This is a genomic window from Duganella paludis (assembly GCF_054461335.1).
This window is the reverse complement of the sequence record NZ_CM136922.1, coordinates 5117587-5133859: the sequence shown is the minus strand read 5'-3', so window position 1 is coordinate 5133859 and position 16273 is coordinate 5117587. Positions and strand designations below refer to the sequence as shown.

General features: G+C 65.6%; 13 protein-coding genes. 9 read left to right on the top strand and 4 right to left on the bottom strand.

Features of this window, described 5'->3' with window-relative positions:
• Nucleotide 1: 1 nt before the first annotated feature.
• The 3 genes from ACXZ1M_RS22660 to ACXZ1M_RS22650 all read right to left on the bottom strand — a co-directional run bounded on the left by ACXZ1M_RS22660 (nt 2) and on the right by ACXZ1M_RS22650 (nt 3411).
• Nucleotides 2-1171: an EAL and HDOD domain-containing protein gene (locus ACXZ1M_RS22660; protein ID WP_459049866.1), complete on the bottom strand. Its 1170-nt coding sequence runs from the start codon at nt 1169-1171 to the stop codon at nt 2-4.
• 253 nt (nt 1172-1424) lie between these two features.
• Entirely contained in the window at nt 1425-2042 is a 618-nt protein-coding gene (locus ACXZ1M_RS22655; RefSeq protein WP_459049865.1) for a response regulator, read from the bottom strand.
• 7 nt (nt 2043-2049) lie between these two features.
• Complete coding sequence (locus ACXZ1M_RS22650; RefSeq protein ID WP_459049864.1) at nt 2050-3411, bottom strand: cache domain-containing protein; 1362 nt, start codon at nt 3409-3411, stop codon at nt 2050-2052.
• 167 nt (nt 3412-3578) lie between these two features.
• Here ACXZ1M_RS22650 and ACXZ1M_RS22645 point away from each other — a divergent pair, with 167 nt between their 5' ends.
• The 6 genes from ACXZ1M_RS22645 (at nt 3579) to ACXZ1M_RS22620 (ending at nt 9643) form a co-directional block, all read left to right on the top strand.
• Nucleotides 3579-5654, top strand: coding sequence for a carbon starvation CstA family protein (locus ACXZ1M_RS22645; protein ID WP_459049863.1), 2076 nt, complete (start codon nt 3579-3581; stop codon nt 5652-5654).
• The gene (locus ACXZ1M_RS22640; protein WP_459054065.1) at nt 5654-5854 is read left to right on the top strand and encodes a YbdD/YjiX family protein; all 201 of its coding nucleotides are present in this window, start codon (nt 5654-5656) and stop codon (nt 5852-5854) included. Before ACXZ1M_RS22645 ends, ACXZ1M_RS22640 begins: the two co-directional genes overlap by 1 nt.
• A 91-nt stretch (nt 5855-5945) precedes the next feature.
• Nucleotides 5946-6809 (top strand): ThiF family adenylyltransferase, encoded by an 864-nt coding sequence (locus ACXZ1M_RS22635; RefSeq protein ID WP_459049862.1) that lies wholly within the window; start codon nt 5946-5948, stop codon nt 6807-6809.
• Nucleotides 6806-7915, top strand: a complete 1110-nt coding sequence (locus ACXZ1M_RS22630; RefSeq protein ID WP_459049861.1) for a nitroreductase family protein — start codon at nt 6806-6808, stop codon at nt 7913-7915. Before ACXZ1M_RS22635 ends, ACXZ1M_RS22630 begins: the two co-directional genes overlap by 4 nt.
• The gene (locus ACXZ1M_RS22625; RefSeq protein ID WP_459049860.1) at nt 7915-8580 is read left to right on the top strand and encodes an acyltransferase; all 666 of its coding nucleotides are present in this window, start codon (nt 7915-7917) and stop codon (nt 8578-8580) included. The genes ACXZ1M_RS22630 and ACXZ1M_RS22625 overlap by 1 nt, the downstream gene beginning before the upstream one ends.
• A 142-nt stretch (nt 8581-8722) precedes the next feature.
• A complete protein-coding gene (locus tag ACXZ1M_RS22620; RefSeq protein WP_459049859.1) occupies nt 8723-9643 on the top strand; it encodes a PEP-CTERM sorting domain-containing protein in 921 nt (306 codons plus the stop codon).
• A 53-nt stretch (nt 9644-9696) separates the two neighbouring features.
• On the opposite strand, the gene ACXZ1M_RS22615 is transcribed toward ACXZ1M_RS22620, so the two are convergent.
• Nucleotides 9697-10899, bottom strand: a complete 1203-nt coding sequence (locus ACXZ1M_RS22615; RefSeq protein WP_459049858.1) for a glycosyltransferase — start codon at nt 10897-10899, stop codon at nt 9697-9699.
• A gap of 132 nt (nt 10900-11031) precedes the next feature.
• On the opposite strand from ACXZ1M_RS22615, the gene ACXZ1M_RS22610 reads away from it, so the two are divergent.
• Genes ACXZ1M_RS22610 through ACXZ1M_RS22600 form a run of 3 tightly spaced genes read left to right on the top strand, consistent with a single transcriptional unit; the run spans nt 11032 to nt 16270 of the window.
• Nucleotides 11032-13845, top strand: a complete 2814-nt coding sequence (locus tag ACXZ1M_RS22610; protein ID WP_459049857.1) for a response regulator — start codon at nt 11032-11034, stop codon at nt 13843-13845.
• A gap of 2 nt (nt 13846-13847) precedes the next feature.
• On the top strand, nt 13848-15986 hold the full coding sequence (locus tag ACXZ1M_RS22605; RefSeq protein ID WP_459049856.1) for a putative bifunctional diguanylate cyclase/phosphodiesterase: 2139 nt from the start codon (nt 13848-13850) through the stop codon (nt 15984-15986).
• Nucleotides 15983-16270, top strand: coding sequence for a hypothetical protein (locus ACXZ1M_RS22600; RefSeq protein WP_459049855.1), 288 nt, complete (start codon nt 15983-15985; stop codon nt 16268-16270). Before ACXZ1M_RS22605 ends, ACXZ1M_RS22600 begins: the two co-directional genes overlap by 4 nt.
• Nucleotides 16271-16273: the final 3 nt, after the last annotated feature.

The window sequence follows — 16273 nt, the reverse complement described above, 5'->3', positions numbered from 1 at the left end:
GTTAGATATTCCTGCTCACCTGGATCGCCCAGTGGTAGGCCTGCAGCTGCGCCTCCCAGTAGACTTCGTGGGAAATGCCGGCCTGCTCCAGGGCGGCGCTGTCGTGCTGCTCCACCAGCTTGAGCAGGTCGCCCAGCGGGCCGGCGCGGTCCAGCAGCGCCATCACCACGTCCAGGTCGAGGCTGAGGGCGGCGACGATTTCGGTCATCGGCATGGCCAGCAGCACGTCCAGCAGCGAGAACACGCCGGCCACGAAGGCCATGTCCTGCTGATCGCGGTCCCAGCCCTGGGCCTTGGCCAGCCCTTCCATCAGCGCGGCGCGCACGGCCGCCAGCGGCAGCAGCGGATTGGCCAGGCCGTCGTCCTGTTGGCGCGCGTACAACAGCAGTTGCAGCCAACGCTGCAACTGGCGGCGGCCCAGCACGTTGATGGCCTGGCCGAAGCTGTGGATCGGCGAACTGAGCGCGAAGGCGGCCGAGTTCACCAGTTTCAGTAAATGATAGGCCAGCGCCGGATCTTGCTTGAGCAGCACTTCCAATTCGCGCGAGTCGGCGTCGCGCGCCAGCAGGCCGAGCAGCGCCAGCAGGCGCTTGCGCGAAGTGCCGTCGCCTTGCGTACAGTCGGGATCGGGATGCAGGGCGAAGTCGCCGGCGAACCAGCTGAAGCCGGCCTTGGCGCAGTCGGCGATGCGTGCTTCGCTGTGCATGCCGGTGGCCAGGTGCGGCCCCGGCTGGGCCACCAGCGCCAGCACCGGCGGCAAGCTGAGCGATGCGTCCACCATCAGCGAACGGGCGCCGCACATGGTGGCGGCCGAGCCTTCGGCCACGCCGTCGAGCATGATGCGGTAGCCGGCGTCGGCGTAGCCGGAAAGCTTTTTCTGGACGGCGACATCGGCGCAGGCGGCGGCCGGCACGCGCAGGATGACGCGGTTGGCTTGCAGCGACTCCAGCTGCGATTGCTCCAGCAGCTGCGGTTGGGGAACGGGGAGGATGCAATCCATGGGCGCCAACGCGGCAAACACGTCGGGCGTTTTCAAGAGCGTCAAAGCTGCCTGGAAGGCGTCGCCGCTGTCGGGCGATAGCTCAAAAGTCAGTGCCACCCACTCGTTGTGAGCGTTGGATACTGCTTGTAATTCCACCAGTGGAAACGGGCTGATTTCAGGCGCAGACATCAATATCTCATCGAGGTTATGCGCGCCATCTTAGACCAACACTTGACTTAAGGCAACCAATTACCATAAAGATACCAGTAGAGGACCAATCGACAGCGCGTGAAACGTACTTCTTTTGCACAATTGCAATAATCTGCGGTCGGAGCAGAAATATAGCAGATATTGCCCTGCAAACACGCACTGTTAAATTTTGCTCAATGGTATTAGTAGCAAGCGTCAGTATTTTCCGACAGGTCCAGCTTTGGTAGCGTTCTCATCTTGCATTCTGCACCGCGAAGCGGATCAGTTCGGCCTGCCCTTCGATGCCGAGCTTGCGTTTGATGTTGAGGCGGTGGGTTTCCACCGTGCGCACGCTGAGGTCCAGGGCGCGGGCGATCTGCTTGTTCGATTCGCCGTTGGCGATGTGGCGCAGCACCTCGTGCTCGCGGGTGGTGAGCTGGTTGTCCTGGTTCTGCGGCTGGGCCAGCTGGCGGGCCAGCGCGGCGCTGTAATAGATGCCGCCGGACATGACGGTCTCGATGGCTACCACGATGTCCTTGCCGGGCGCGTCCTTGAGCACGTAGCCGCGCGCGCCGGCCTGGATCGCCTGCGAGACGTATTCCACCTTGTCGTGCATCGACAGGATCAGCACGGCGATCTGCGGGAAGGCTTGCTTGAACAGCGCGGTGGCCTCGATGCCGTTGGTGCCGCGCATATTAATATCCATCAGCACCAGGTCGATGCGGCAGCGCGCCGCCTGTTCCAGCGCTTCGGCCGCGCCGCCGGCCTCGGCCACCACCTCGAATTGCGGCATCGCTTCGAGCCGGGCGCGCAGGCCGTCGCGCACCAGGGGGTGGTCGTCTACCAGCAGGATTTTGATCGTTTCGGTCATAAAGGATTCAACTATTGTTAGGGGCATGGGCCGTCACCAGCGTGCCGTCGGTGGACGAGACGATCTCGAAACGGCCGCCGACGGCGTCCATCCGCTCCATCATATTGCGCAGGCCGATGCCGCGTTGCGGATGCTGGGCGATGCCTTCGGCGTCGAAACCGTGGCCGTCGTCGCGGATGCGCAGCGTGACGCCGGGCTCGGCGCCGTCCAGCGTGATGTCGATGCCGGTGGCGCCGGCGTGGCGTTCGATATTGGTCAGCGCTTCCTGCGCCAGCCGGAACAGCACGGTGTTGGCGACGTCGGACAAGCCGTCGGTACAGCCCGACGCCTCGAAGTGTACCGGGGTTCCGCTGCTGAGGGTGTACTCCTTGGCCAGATGCTGGAGCGCGGCCGCCAGGCCGAGGTCGTCCAGGATGGCCGGGCGCAGGTTGTGCGAGATGCGCCGCACCTCGGCCATGACGTTGCTGAGCTGGTCGGCGGCGTGCTCGAACACGGCCTGCGCGGCCTCCTTCTGCTCGGGCTTGGCCGACGACAGGCGGATGATGCCGGCCTCGATCTGCAATTTGATCGACACCAGCCACTGGCTGATGCCGTCGTGCAGGTCGCGCGACAGCCGAGCCCGCTCCTCCTCCTGCGACTCGACCACGCGCTGGGCCAGCACCTTGAGCTTGGCGTCGGCCACGCGCAGCTCGCTGATGTTCAGCGCCAGGCCGGAGCTGGCCACGGCCACGGCGGCGGCAATCGCGATGCCGGTAATCCACAGCATGGTGTTGTGGATGTTGCCCGATTGCTGGACGTCGACCTTGGCCAGCGCCTGCTCGACGTCGTCCAGGTAAATGCCGGTGCCCATCATCCAGCCCCACTTCGGCATGGCGATCACGTAGCCGAGCTTGGCCACCGGCTTGTGGGTGGACGGCTTGACCCACATGTAGCGCTCCAGCCCGCCGCCGTTGCGGGCGCGCTGCAGCAGGTTCTGGATGGTGGGCTGGCCATGCTCGTCGCGCAGGCCGATCAGGTTGCGGCCGACCAGCTCGGGCTGGCGCGGATGCATCAGGGTGTTGCCGCCCATGTCGTACAGGAAGAAGTAGCCGTCGTCGCCGTAGCTGAGCGAGGACAGGATGCGCATCGCCTCGTCGCGCGTGGCCTGGTCGTCGCGGCCGGAATCGTAGAGATGCGAAATCGAATGCGTGGCCAAGGTCACGTAATGCTTGAGCTCGGCCTCCTTGCTGCTCAGGTAAGCCTGCTGGATGGTGGCGCGCTGCTGCTGCGCCAGCAGCACCGATTGGTGGCGCACCGCCAGCGCGATCGCGCACAGCGCCAGTATCAGCGGCGTGATGGCCAGGAAAATCACCTTTTGCCGTAATTTCATCCGGCTGCTCCCTCAAATTTCATCCCGCGATTCTACGCTCCCGCACGCCGCCGCCCCTACGTAGTTATACGCAGCGGGCATCAGTAGTGCTGCGCTTGCGGGTGATATCACAATCATGAATACTGCCCATAAGCTAAACACAATACCGACCAACTCTTGGAGGAAGCATGAACGCTCTACCGAATACCCTGGCCAGCAAGCTGGGCTGGGCCGCGCTGGCCCTGTGCGGCGCCTCGGCGCTGGGGGTGGTGGCCCTGCACCGCGGCGAATCGATCAGCGCCATCTGGATCGTCATCGCGGCGGTCTGCGTCTACCTGATCGCCTACCGTTTCTACAGCCTGTACATCTCCGACAAGGTGCTGGGCCTGGACGGCCGCCGCATGACGCCGGCCGCCAAGCTGAACGACGGTCTCGACTACGTGCCGACCAATAAGAACGTGCTGTTCGGCCACCACTTCGCCGCCATCGCCGGCGCCGGTCCGCTGGTCGGCCCGGTGCTGGCCGCGCAGATGGGCTACCTGCCCGGCATGCTGTGGATCCTGGCCGGCGTGGTGTTCGCCGGCGCGGTGCAGGACTTCATCGTGCTGTTCATTTCCATGCGCCGCGACGGCCGCTCGCTGGGCGACCTGATCAAGTCCGAACTTGGCCCGATTCCGGGCAACATCGCCTTGCTCGGCACCTTCATGATCATGGTCATCATCCTGGCGGTGCTGGCGCTGATCGTGGTCAAGGCCCTGACCGGCTCGCCGTGGGGCAGCTTCACCGTGATGGCCACCATCCCGATCGCGCTGTTCATGGGCGTGTATTCGCGCTTCATCCGCGTCGGCCGCATCGGCGAGGTGTCCATCATCGGCTTCGTGCTGCTGATGGCGGCCATCTTCGGCGGCCAGTGGGTGCAGGAAAATCCGGCCCTGGCGCCGATGTTCACCTTCACCGGCACCGAGCTGACCTGGATGCTGATCGGCTACGGCTTCATCGCTTCCGTGCTGCCGGTGTGGCTGCTGCTGGCGCCGCGCGACTACCTGTCGACCTTCCTGAAAATCGGCACCATCGTCGGCCTGGCGCTGGGCATCATCTTCGTGGCGCCGCATCTGCAAATGCCGGCCTTCACCAAGTTCATCGACGGCACCGGCCCGGTATGGTCGGGCTCGATGTTCCCCTTCCTGTTCATCACCATCGCCTGCGGCGCCGTGTCCGGCTTCCACGCGCTGATCGCGTCGGGCACCACGCCGAAGATGATCGAAAACGAAACCCACGCCCGCTTCATCGGTTACGGCGCCATGCTGATGGAATCGTTCGTCGCCATCATGGCGCTCGTCGCCGCCTCGACCATCGATCCGGGCGTGTACTTCGCCATGAACTCGCCGGCCGCGCTGCTCGGCACCACGGCCGAGTCCGCAGCGCAGGCGGTGACCCAGATGGGCTTCTACATCACGCCTGAAATGCTGATCCAGACCGCCAAGGACGTCGGCGAACACAGCATCATTTCGCGCGCCGGCGGCGCCCCGACCCTGGCCGTGGGCATGGCCCACATCCTGTCGAACGTGCTGGGCGGCCGCGAGATGATGGCTTTCTGGTACCACTTCGCCATCCTGTTCGAGGCGCTGTTCATCCTGACCGCCGTCGACGCCGGCACCCGCGCCGGCCGCTTCATGCTGCAAGACCTGCTGGGCTCGTTTGCACCGTCGATGAAGCAGACCGACAACACCTTCGCCAACCTCACCGCCACCGGCCTGTGCGTGGCGGCCTGGGGCTACTTCCTGTACCAGGGCGTGGTCGATCCGCTGGGCGGCATCAACACCTTGTGGCCGCTGTTCGGCATCGCCAACCAGATGCTGGCGGCCATCGCGCTGATCCTCGGCACCTGCGTGCTGTTCAAGATGAAGCGCGGCCAGTACGCCTGGGTCACCATCGTGCCGACCATCTGGCTGCTGCTGTGCACGCTGACGGCCGGCTGGCAGAAGATTTTCGACGCCAATCCGAAGATCGGCTTCTTGGCCCACGCCGCCAAGTACCAGGCCGCGCTGGCCGAAGGCAAGATCCTGGCGCCGGCCAAGTCGGTGGCGCAGATGCAGCAGGTGATCTTCAACGACTATCTCGATGCGTCGCTGGCCGGCTTCTTCGTGATCGTGGTGCTGAGCGTGCTGATCTTCGGCGCCCGCACCGTGCAGGCGGCGCGCGCCAACAGCCGCCCGAGCGCCAACGAAAGCCCGATGGTCCTGTCCACCGCCAAGGTGCAATGATGCTCGGCGACATCGCCAAGGCCGGCCGCTACCTCGGCCAGAGCGTGCGGCTGATGATGGGCCTGCCCGATTACGATGTCTACGTCAGCCATCGCGAGACCACGCATCCGGGCGAGCCCTACATGACGTACGAGGAATTCTTCCGCGAACGCCAGGAGGCCCGCTACGGCGGCGCAGGCAAGCGCGGCGGTTGCTGCTGACGATGAAAACCGGCTCCCCGCGAGCCGGTTTTTTTTCGGTTTTTTTCTCCCGCGCACGGAACTTCTCAGCCCGCCATGGCGTCAAACCTGGATGGCTTACATTTACCAACAGGCATACGCACGCAATATCGGCTGGGTGACGGCAGCCGAGCAGGCCACGCTGCGCAACAAGCGCGTGGCCATCGCCGGCATGGGCGGCGTCGGCGGCGTGCATTTGCTGACGCTGGCGCGGCTCGGCATCGGCGCCTTCCATATCGCCGACTTCGACACCTTCGACATCGCCAACTTCAACCGCCAGGTCGGCGCCACCATGTCCACCCTGGGCCAGCCCAAGGTCGAGGTGCTGGCCGCCATGGCGCACGACATCAATCCCGAGCTCAAGCTGGTACGCTTTCCCGCCGGCCTCACCCAGGACACCGTGCACAGCTTCTTCGAGGGTGTAGACTTATATGTCGACGGCCTCGACTTCTTCGCCTTCGAGGCGCGCCAGATGGCTTTCGCCGCCTGCGCCCGGCTCGGCATTCCGGCCGTGACGGCGGCCCCGCTCGGCATGGGCACGGCCGTGCTCAGCTTCCTGCCGGGGCAGATGACGTTCGAGGAATACTTCGGCTGGGGCGACCGGCCGGACATGGAAAAGGCGCTGCGCTTCCTGGTCGGGCTGGCCCCGGCCGTGCTGCACGGCGGCTACCTGGTCGACCCGTCGGCCATCAACCTGCAGGAGCAGCGCGGCCCGTCCACCATCATGGGCTGCGAACTGTGCGCGGGTGCGGCGGCCACCGAGGCGCTGAAGATACTGCTCAAGCGCGGCGATGTGCGGGGGGCTCCATGGGGCTACCAGTTCGACGCCTTCCGTAACAAGCTGGTGCGCACATGGCGTCCCGGCGGCAACCGCAATCCCCTGCAGCGCCTGGCCATGATGCTGGCGCGGCGACGACGTCCCGGAGACAAGACATGAACAAGATGGAACAGCAGCCGGTGCGGCAACTCGATCCGACGCTGGAACAAATCCTCGAACTGGCGCGCTGGGCGCCCAGCGGCGACAACACGCAGCCCTGGCGTTTCGAAATCCTCGACGCGCGCCGGCTGGTGGTGCACGGCCACGACACGCGCGACCATTGCGTCTACGACCTCGACGGCCATCCGAGCCAGATCTCCATCGGCGCGCTGCTCGAAACCATGGCCATCGCCGCCAGCACCTTCGGGCTGGAGCTGCGCAGCTCGCGCCACGCCGACACGCCCGATGCGCGCCCCACGCTCAGCGTCGAGTTCGTTCCCGCGCCCGGCATGGAACCCGATCCGCTGGCCGACGCCATCCTGCCGCGCAGCGTGCAGCGCCGCGCGCTGAGCCGGCGGCCGCTGACCGGCGCCGAAAAATCCGCGCTGAACCTGACGCTGCCGCCCGGCTACCGCGTGCACTGGCTGGAAGGCAGCCAGCGCCTGGCCGCCGCCCGCCTGATGTTCCGCAACGCCAAGCTGCGCCTGACCATGCCGGAAGCGCACCGCGTGCACAAGGCCATCATCGAATGGGACGCCCGCTACAGCGAAGACCGCATCCCCGACCAGGCGCTGGGCGCCGACGCCATGACCACCAAGCTGATGCGCTGGGTCATGCACGACTGGAAGCGCGTGCACTTCTTCAACACCTGGCTGGCCGGCACGCTGGCGCCGCGCCTGCAGATGGACCTGATACCCGGCCTGGCGTGCGCCGCGCACTTCGTGCTGGTGGCCGAGCGCCGGCCGCAGCGCATCGACGACTACATCGCCGCCGGCCGCGCCATGCAGCGCTTCTGGCTGACCGCCACCGCGCAAGGCCTGCAGCTGCAGCCGGAGCTGACGCCGCTGATCTTCGCGCGCTACGTGCGCGAAGGCCGCACCTTCTCCGGCACGCCCGGCATGCGGGAGCGGGCGGCGGCGCTGTCGCGCCAGGGCGCGGCGCTGGTCGGCGACCAGGACTGGGACGCCGCCGTCTTCATGGGCCGCATCGGCGCCGGCGCGGCGGCACAGTCGCGCTCGCTGCGGCGGCCGCTGCGTGAATTGCTGGTGCCCGGCGGGAGCAGCTGATGCGCGCCATCAAGCCCGGCCAGGTCGCGCTGTTCCTCGGCTTGCTGGCGCTGATCCTGGCGCTGGCCATCGCCACCACCGCGCTGCTGTTCGGCAGCCTGCCACTGGGCGATTTTCGCGGCGTGGCGCTGTGCGCGCTGGCGGTGCTGCTGATCTACCTGTACGCCTTCCTGGTGTACCGCTGCTTCCTGCTGGCGCTGCCGCTGCACGAAGGCGAGGTGGCGGAACACTCGCGCCATGAGCTGGCCGCCAACGTCAACATCCTGTTCTACCTGTTGCTGTTCAATTCGCTGATCCGCACCCACTTCATTCCGGTGCCGATCCAGCGCCTGATTTACCTGGCGCTGGGGGCCGAATTGGGCGCCAACACCTACAGCGCCGGCGCCCTGCTCGACCCGCCGCTCACGCGCATCGGCAGCAACACCATCATCGGCCACGACGCCGTCATCTTCGCCCACGTGATCGAAGGTTCGCGCCTGGAACTGAAGTCCGTGGTCATCGGCAACACCGTCACCATCGGCGCCCACGCGGTGGTGATGGCGGGCGTGCGCATCGGCGACAACGCCATCGTCTCCACCGGCGCGGTGGTCACCAAGGATACCCAGATCGCCGCCGGCGAAGTGTGGGGCGGCATACCAGCACGCCGCATCAAGGCCGCGCAGTGACGGATTTCTTTACACCGGCGCCCGAAAAATTCGTCAATCCGCACGCAAGCTATTGATTTCAAAAGAAGTGCAGGTACTGGCAAGGCTTTTGCTCTTTGATGGTCACGGCCTCGATTCCCGTGGCCCTTCTCGAGGAGTACACATGAAAACCTATCAACCCGCGCTGGCCGGCGTCATGCTGGCAGCTGTGCTGGCAGCGCCACTGAGCGCAAGCGCCGCGCCCGCCTTGGGCCTGGATCCCACCGGCACCGGCACCTACACCACCTACGCCGACCTGTGGACCAACGTAACCGATACCGGCCTCGCCACCGGCTTCGTTCCCGGTCGGATTGTCGGCCCTGGTGGCGCCGCGCCCTACCTGACCGAGCTGCGTTCGCAAATGGTGGTTGGCACCATGTCTAACAGCAATATCCCAGCCATCGTCACGCCAGCTGGCCTGAACACTACTTTCGAAATCAGCAAAGTGGTGCGCTTCCAGGAGCTGGTGACCGCGCAAACCGCCACCACCGTCAACTTCGGCATGCCAGCCGCGCAATCGCTGGCCATGGACGTTGACCCGCTGCGTGCCGGCGTGCAAAACCTGGCCATCTTCCTGGACAACATCGGCGACGGCAGCAAAGCCGTACCCGGCAACGGCGCCAACACCGTGCGCTGCTACGGCGAGGGCGTGACCTCCGCCGGTTGCGGCGGCGCCGGTGGCGATGGCGATGGCATCATGATCCTGTCCGGGCACCTGGTGTTCAACGAAGCGAGCTTCAGCGCCTCCGGCCTGGTCGGCACCGGCTCCTTCGATTCGCGCTTCATGATCGACTACGTCGATCCGCTGTACCTCGATGCGGTCAGCGGCTCGATCTTCGTCGACAAATTCACCGGCACCACCAACGTGCCATCGTTCTTCACGCCAACCATGATGTGGGACGGTTCCACGCCCACCACGGTGCCATTCCTGAAGGTGGACTCGTCGCAGAGTTTCGCCACCATTCCGGAGCCTGCCACCCTGGCACTGATCGGTCTGGGCTTTGCGGGACTCGCGCTGGGCACGCGCCGCAAAGTTCAGTCCTGACCGCAGCAGCGGTCCTTTCGCAACGGATCGGCAAGCTTGCCGGTCCGTTTTTTTTATGACTGGAACTGCGCCAGCAGGCCGGCCAGCCGGGCGCCGGCGTCGTAGCGCCGCAGTTGCTGGGCCACCAGCGCGGCCGCCGCGCGCGGCTCGGGCTGCTCCAGCAGGCGCAAGGCCGTCGCGCGCAGCTGCTTCTCGACCAGCCGGTCCGAGCGCAGCAGAGCGCCGGCGCCGGCGCGCAGCACGCCATCCATGTTCAGGTATTGGTCGAGATTGCCGGCGATGCCCAGCACCGGCACGCCGGCCGCCAACGCCTGATGGCTGGTCGGACTGCCGCCATTGCAGATCACCAGCCGCGAGCGCAGCGCCGCCTGCTCGCCGGGCAGGTAGTCGGCCACGCGTGCGTTGTCCGGCACGCGGCCCGGATCGACTTTGCCGGCGGTGGCGGCCAGCACCGTCACCGGCAACGGCGCCAGCGCCTGCAGCACCGCAGGCAGCAAGGCGCCCTGCCCCGAACTGCCCAGGGTGACATAGACGATGTCGCGCCCGCCAGGCAAGTTCTCCCACCACCGCGGCAGTTCGGTCGGCGGCGACCAGGTTACCGGCCCCAGGTAGGAATGCGTCAGCGGCAAATCGAACGCGGGGAACATCTCGGGGATGTCCGCATACAGCACGCGGTCGGCGTCGGTGTAAATGCGCCGCAGGTCGCGCCCCAGCGACGGCATGTGGTAAGCGCGCCGCACGCGGTTGAGCGGACGGCTGTGCAGCGCGAACGCCAGCGGCCGCACCAGGTTGAACAGCCGGTCGGCCAGCGGCAGCGGCAACACCTTCGCCAGCGGGATGGCCGGCACGCGGTAGTGCTGCTGGACGTAGGGACTCCAGTAGGCGTTGATCAAACTCACATACGGCACCTCGGCCAGCCGCGCGCTGACCGACAGCGAGAGGCGGAAATCCCCCACCACCACATCCGGCCGCACCGCCTGCAACAGGCGCATGTCATCCAGCACATATTGTTCCAGCGTGCGCGTGTCGTACACCGGCTTGCCCGCCGCCAGCGCAGCCAGAAACCGCGCGCTGGAGATGCTGTGCAGACTCCACAGCGTGATATCGCTGCCCTTGAAAAACATGTCGTAACCGGGCGCGCACGCCAGGTGCACGTCGTAGCGGTGGCGGTCCAGCGTTTGCGACAGCGCCAGCGGCCGGCCCACATGCGCCAGCGTCACAGCCTCGGCAACGAACAGGATTTTTTTGCGTTTCATCCTCCTAGCTTGCGACAGTCGATATGTCGTTGTTTGAGGCAGCGCAAACGTGCCTGCATTAGATGCAGATCAAAGCCCAGCTCGCCGGATAAAGATACTTTGCCTAATAGCATTTATAAATGGGCCCTCGCAATGTTCAACTTTGAACGCTCAGGTCTGAGTCAGAAACTGACGATGATGTCCGTGTTGTCGACCGGCGGCGCCTTGCTGCTGGTGTTCGCAACGTTTGCTACCACCTCGGTGCTCAGTCACAACGATGATGCGCGCCAGCAGCTGTCCTCCCTGGCGGGCGTGATCGGCAACAACAGCCGCACCGCCCTGCTCTACGCCGACCGCAAGCAGGCTGCCCAGATGCTGGCCACGCTGGCGGTCGAGCAGGACATCCTGCAGGCTGCCCTGTACGACAGCGATGGCACGCTGCTGGCGCGTTACCTGGCGCCGGGCCTGCCGCCGGAACAGGCCGGGCCGGATGCGCTGACGCCGCCGGCCGCCATCGCCACCGCCGACGACGCCGATGTCCGCACCGAGCACAGCGGCAAGCCATGGGCGCCGGCCATGCGCGTCTACCGCGTGCTGCGCCATGGCGACACCACCGCCGGCGCGGTGATGGTGGAGCTGTCGCAAACCCGCATGTGGCTCGACATCCTGAAGAACCTGAGCGCCGCCATGGTGGCCGCCGCGCTGTCGTTCATGATGGCGCTGCTGACGGCAGCGCGCTTCAAGGGCAGCATCGCCGAGCCGGTGGGCAAGCTGATCGCGGCGGCGCAGCAGGTCAGCCGTGGCCAGGCCACGCAGCACATCGTCCACCAGCGCAGCGACGAACTGGGCGCACTGATCGACAGCTTCAACGACATGCTGGCGCAGGTCGAAGGACGCGACGCCGCACTGGCCCAGTACCGCGACCAGCTCGAACGCCAGGTCAGCGTGCGCACCGAGCAGTTGGAGAAGGCCAAGAACGCCGCCGAGGCCGCCAGCCAGGCGAAAAGCGCCTTCCTCGCCACCATGAGCCACGAAATCCGCACGCCCATGAACGGCGTGCTCGGCATGACGGAACTATTGCTAGCCACACGCCTGAGCGAACAGCAGCGCCACTACACCAGCATGGTCAAGCGCTCCGGCGAGCACCTGCTGGTGATCATCAACGACATCCTGGATTTCTCCAAGATCGAGGCCGGCAAGTTGACGGTGGAGTACATCCACTTCAGCTTCCACGACCTGCTCGACGACATCGACAACGTGTTTTCGCCACAGGCGCAAGCCAGGGGGCTGCAGCTGGAGCTCGACATCGCCCACAACATCCCGCTCAACATCTGTGGCGATCCGAACCGGCTGCGACAGGTGCTGTTCAACCTGCTCGGCAACGCCATCAAGTTCACCGACGCCGGCCGCATCATGGTCAGGGTGGTGGTGGCAAAAGAGGATGGTCAATCAGTGCAGCTGCGCTTCGAGGTGCACGACACCGGCATCGGCGTCTCGTCCGAGTCGCGCGCGCGCATCTTCGATTCCTTCTCACAGGCGGACGGCTCCACCACCCGCAAGCACGGCGGCACCGGCCTGGGACTGGCGATTTCAAAGCAACTGGTCGAGCTGATGGGAGGCGTTATCGGCGTCGATCATGCGCTAACTCAAGGTTCGGTGTTTTGGTTTGCCGTAAATTTCGATAAGCGTCGCGTTGACAGCGACGATCCATCCACCGCAACGCAGGGAATCCACGCTTTGATTGTCGATGAAAATCCCGCCAGCCGCGCCACACTGGAGCGGCAACTGGCGGCCTGGCGCATTGTCTGCGTCCACGCCACCGCCAACGACGCCCTGCCTGCGCTACAGCAGGCGGCGGCCCACGGCCACGCCTACGACGTGGTCCTGCTCGACATGGAACTGCCCCGCACCAGCGGCCTGTCGCTGGCCGCCGCGATCCGCAGCGAACGGCCGTCCACCCGCCTGCTGCTGCTCAGCACCGCGCGCAACGCCGCCGACCGCGTGCAACAGCGCGCGGCCGGCGTGGCGTTCCAGCTCATCAAGCCGCCGCGCGACTGCGACCTGTACGACGCCATCGTCGCGCCGATGCGCGGCCGCGATGCGCGCACGGCCGTTGTATCCGCAGTGGCGCCGGCAGCGCCGCCGGTCACCACACTCAGCAGCGGCCCGGTCACGGAAGCCCGTCCCCGCAAGCGCCGCAAGGTGCTGCTGGCGGAAGACAATCCGGTCAACGTCGAGGTCGCCAGCGCCATGCTCGAAGGCCTGGGCCTGGACGTCAGCCGCGCCTGCAACGGCGAGGAAGCCCTGCACTCGGTCATGGCCGACGACTTCGACCTGATCCTGATGGATTGCCAGATGCCGGTGATGGATGGCTTTGCCGCCACCACCGAAATCCGCCGCCACGAGCAACAACGCGGCCGCGCGCGCAGCATGCCCATCATCGCCATCACCGCCAACGCGCTGCAGGGCGACCGCGAATCGTGCCTGGCGGCCGGCATGGACGACTACCTGAGCAAGCCCTTCACCCAGCAGGCGCTGGGCCAGACCCTGTCGCGCTGGATCAACCTGCCGCGCGTGGCGGCGCCGCCGGCCGAGGCCGCGCAGCCCGATGACGACGGCATCAACCGCCAGGCGCTGGACAACATCCGCGCGCTCAGCCCGAACAACGGCGACGCGCTGCTGGAGCGCGTGCTGCAAGCCTTCCTGCGCGACACGCCGGCCCACCTGAACATCATCCGCCAGGCCATCGCCATCGACGATGCCGAGCAGCTGCGCAAGGCCGCCCACAGCCTCAAATCGAGCAGCGCCAACGTCGGCGCCAGCGCGCTGTCCCAACGCAGCAAGGAACTTGAACAATTAGGACGCAATGACACCACCGCCGGCGCCGCAGCTTTGCTGGCTGACATGGAACGATATTTCCAGGCCGCGCGGCAGGCGTTGGGAGCACTCCTGGAAAAGGAAACCTGATCATGACAACCTCCCCCAAGCGCGGCCTGGTCCTGGTCGCAGACGACGATCCCACCATGCGCCTGCTGATGCTGGAGATGCTGGCGCAGGTCGGCCTGGACGCCATCGAAGCCGAGGACGGCCTCAAGGCCCTGGCCTGCTTCCAGAGCGTGACGCCGGACCTGGTGCTGCTGGACGTCGACATGCCCGGCATGGACGGCTTCAGCGTCTGTCGCGCGATCCGCGCACTGGAAGCGCAGGTCGCCGTGCCCATCATCATGGTCACCGGCGGCGACGAGCTGGAATCGGTCACCCGCGCCTACGAGGCCGGCGCCACCGATTTTGTCTCCAAGCCGATCAACTGGCCCATCCTCGGCCACCGCGTGCTGTACGTGCTGCGCGCCAGCGACGCCATCAGCCGCCTGCGCATCGCCGACGCCCAGCACCGCGCGGTGCTGGCGGCGATTCCGGACACCTTCTTCCGCATGAACAAGGACGGCTACTACCTCGACTACGAACAGGGTCACGAAGCCAGCAGCGTGTTCTCCAGCGAACTGTGCGTGGGCCGGCACCTGAGCCAAGTGCTGCCGCCGGACATCGCCGGCCACATGATGGAACAGGTGCACAGCGTGCTCGACACCCAGCACATCCGCTCGCTCGACTACGAACTGCCACTGCCCGGCCCGGCGCCGCGCGTGCGCCAGGGCGAGCATACGGCGCTGCTGCCGGTACGGCATTTCGAAGCGCGGCTGGTGGCCACCGGGCCCGACGAGGTGCTGGGCCTGGTGCGCGACATCAGCGAGCGCAAACGCAGCGAGGAGCAAATCCGCCGCCTGGCCTATTGCGACTCGCTGACCGGCATCCCCAACCGCCAGGCCTTCCTGGAAACGCTGGAGGCCGAGCTGGTGCGCTCGCGCAAGGCGAACAAGAAATTCGCGGTGCTGTTCATGGACCTGGATGCCTTCAAGCGCATCAACGACACGCTGGGCCACGACGTCGGCGACCATCTGCTGAAAGCCGTCTCCGAGCGCCTGCGCGAAACCACGCGGCCAGGCGACCTGGTTTCGCGCACCGAAGCGGCCACCAACCTGGCGCGGCTGGGCGGCGATGAATTCACCATCCTGATTCCCGACCTGGAGCGCGTGGAAAACGCACTCAACGTGGCGCACCGTGTGAAGGAAGCCATGCGCCGGCCCTTCCTGCTGGACGCGAACGAAATCTTCGTCACGGCCAGCATCGGCATCTCGCTGTATCCGGAGGACGGCGAGGACTGCAACTCGCTGCTGAAATACGCCGACACCGCCATGTACCACGCCAAGAACTGCGGCAAGAACAACGCCAAGCTGTACAGCTCTTCGCTGACCATGCAGATCATGAGCCACGTCAAGCTGGAGGTGGGCCTGCGCAAGGCCTTGCAGAACGACGAGCTGTATTTGCTGTACCAGCCGCAGATCGACGTGCGCAGCTCACGCATTACGGGTTTTGAAGCGCTGGTGCGCTGGCGCCATCCCGAGCGTGGCGTGATCTCGCCGACCGAGTTCATCCCGCTGGCCGAGGAGACCGGCCTGATCGTGCCGATCGGCGAATGGGTGCTGCGCACGGCGTGCCAGCAGGCCACCACCTGGCAGCTGGAAGGCAAGCCGCCGGTGCGGGTGGCGGTAAATCTCTCGGCCAAGCAATTCAAGGACGAGAACCTGACCCAGATCGTGCTGTCGGCGCTGCACGACACCGGCCTGCCGGCCGAGCTGCTGGAGCTGGAGCTGACCGAAGGCACGCTGATGGACGACGCGCGCGCCACCATGGTCACGCTGGAGCAGCTGCGCGGCATCGGCGTATATTTGTCGATCGACGACTTCGGCACCGGCTACTCGTCGATGAACTACCTCAAGCGCTTCGACGTGCGCGCGCTGAAGATCGACAAAAGCTTCATCAGCGGCCTGCCGCTCGACTCCGAAAACGCCGCCATCACCCGCGCCATCATCGCCATGGCGCACGGCCTGAAGATGGCCGTGGTGGCCGAAGGCGTGGAAACCGACGCCCAGCTGGTGCTGCTGGAACAATACGGCTGCGACATGGTTCAAGGCTACTACCTCGGCCACCCCTCCCCGCCAGACACCATCTACCGCATGCTGAGCAACCAAGGCGCGCTCGCCATGACATGATCAACATCACCCGGCGGGGCTGGCAGCATATTTTGCGACACCATACCGGCACGCAATTTACACGCCATAAATCGAAGAGTAAATTCTATAGTACGATCAATTTGGTGGATTTGATTAACCAAGCGGCCTGTTGCCCGCCCAGCACCTGCAAGGATAAACTGCAAAGAATCTTCGATGCAGGTTACGCTGTCGGAATAGATCGAAACACCGGCAAACCCACTTCAATTGTGAGCGTTTTCACTCGGCTCAATGGCGACCTCATCACCATGTTTCCAGGCCGCTGATAG

Coding starts and splice junctions, on each gene's coding strand:
- ACXZ1M_RS22650 (WP_459049864.1), bottom strand. CDS start 3,411: ATGAAATTACGGCAAAAGGTGATTTTCCTGGCCATCACGCCGCTGATA.
- ACXZ1M_RS22600 (WP_459049855.1), top strand. CDS start 15,983: ATGATCAACATCACCCGGCGGGGCTGGCAGCATATTTTGCGACACCAT.
- ACXZ1M_RS22630 (WP_459049861.1), top strand. CDS start 6,806: ATGAACAAGATGGAACAGCAGCCGGTGCGGCAACTCGATCCGACGCTG.
- ACXZ1M_RS22640 (WP_459054065.1), top strand. CDS start 5,654: ATGCTCGGCGACATCGCCAAGGCCGGCCGCTACCTCGGCCAGAGCGTG.
- ACXZ1M_RS22655 (WP_459049865.1), bottom strand. CDS start 2,042: ATGACCGAAACGATCAAAATCCTGCTGGTAGACGACCACCCCCTGGTG.
- ACXZ1M_RS22605 (WP_459049856.1), top strand. CDS start 13,848: ATGACAACCTCCCCCAAGCGCGGCCTGGTCCTGGTCGCAGACGACGAT.
- ACXZ1M_RS22625 (WP_459049860.1), top strand. CDS start 7,915: ATGCGCGCCATCAAGCCCGGCCAGGTCGCGCTGTTCCTCGGCTTGCTG.
- ACXZ1M_RS22620 (WP_459049859.1), top strand. CDS start 8,723: ATGAAAACCTATCAACCCGCGCTGGCCGGCGTCATGCTGGCAGCTGTG.
- ACXZ1M_RS22610 (WP_459049857.1), top strand. CDS start 11,032: ATGTTCAACTTTGAACGCTCAGGTCTGAGTCAGAAACTGACGATGATG.
- ACXZ1M_RS22615 (WP_459049858.1), bottom strand. CDS start 10,899: ATGAAACGCAAAAAAATCCTGTTCGTTGCCGAGGCTGTGACGCTGGCG.
- ACXZ1M_RS22660 (WP_459049866.1), bottom strand. CDS start 1,171: ATGTCTGCGCCTGAAATCAGCCCGTTTCCACTGGTGGAATTACAAGCA.
- ACXZ1M_RS22635 (WP_459049862.1), top strand. CDS start 5,946: ATGGCTTACATTTACCAACAGGCATACGCACGCAATATCGGCTGGGTG.
- ACXZ1M_RS22645 (WP_459049863.1), top strand. CDS start 3,579: ATGAACGCTCTACCGAATACCCTGGCCAGCAAGCTGGGCTGGGCCGCG.